This is a genomic window from Vibrio hepatarius (assembly GCF_018860525.1).
In the GTDB taxonomy this organism is placed as follows: domain Bacteria; phylum Pseudomonadota; class Gammaproteobacteria; order Enterobacterales; family Vibrionaceae; genus Vibrio; species Vibrio hepatarius_B.
Map to the genome: position 1 here is coordinate 120,525 of NZ_JAHKPM010000063.1, position 549 is coordinate 121,073.

Annotated in this window: 4 tRNA genes; all 4 read left to right on the forward strand. The window is 47.9% G+C overall.

The window, feature by feature from the left end:
- Positions 1-49: 49 nt before the first annotated feature.
- The 4 genes from KO511_RS18745 (at position 50) to KO511_RS18760 (ending at position 521) form a co-directional block, all read left to right on the forward strand.
- Positions 50-124: transfer RNA gene (locus tag KO511_RS18745), tRNA-Gln, on the forward strand.
- Between the two features lie 74 nt (positions 125-198).
- Positions 199-275: transfer RNA gene (locus KO511_RS18750), tRNA-Met, on the forward strand.
- Between the two features lie 48 nt (positions 276-323).
- Positions 324-408 (forward strand) — tRNA-Leu (locus KO511_RS18755).
- A 28-nt stretch (positions 409-436) separates the two neighbouring features.
- Positions 437-521 (forward strand) — tRNA-Leu (locus tag KO511_RS18760).
- Positions 522-549 lie beyond the last annotated feature (28 nt).

Sequence of the window (549 nt, forward strand, 5' to 3'; positions counted from 1 at the left end):
AGTCTCTCCTTCCGCACCATAAATTGTTAACTGTTGCAGTTAACCCTGTAGGTCTATCGCCAAGTGGTAAGGCAGCGGCTTTTGATGCCGCCATTCCCTGGTTCGAATCCAGGTAGACCTGCCATATACAATATCAGTCAGATTCACCAATTATCTGGCCGATTACAAAATTAGTTGCGGAAGTGGCGGAATTGGNNTGGCTACGTAGCTCAGCTGGTTAGAGCACATCACTCATAATGATGGGGTCACAGGTTCGAATCCCGTCGTAGCCACCATTTATTTTTGATTGTTAGCCTTGGCTATCAATCCTGTAGAGTCAAGACGCGGAAGTGGCGGAATTGGTAGACGCACCAGATTTAGGTTCTGGCGCCGTAAGGTGTGAGAGTTCAAGTCTCTCCTTCCGCACCATCTTGATAACTCTACAAATACAGTTTATGCGGAAGTGGCGGAATTGGTAGACGCACCAGATTTAGGTTCTGGCGCCGCAAGGTGTGAGAGTTCAAGTCTCTCCTTCCGCACCATTATTTAAATGGCTACGTAGCTCAGCTG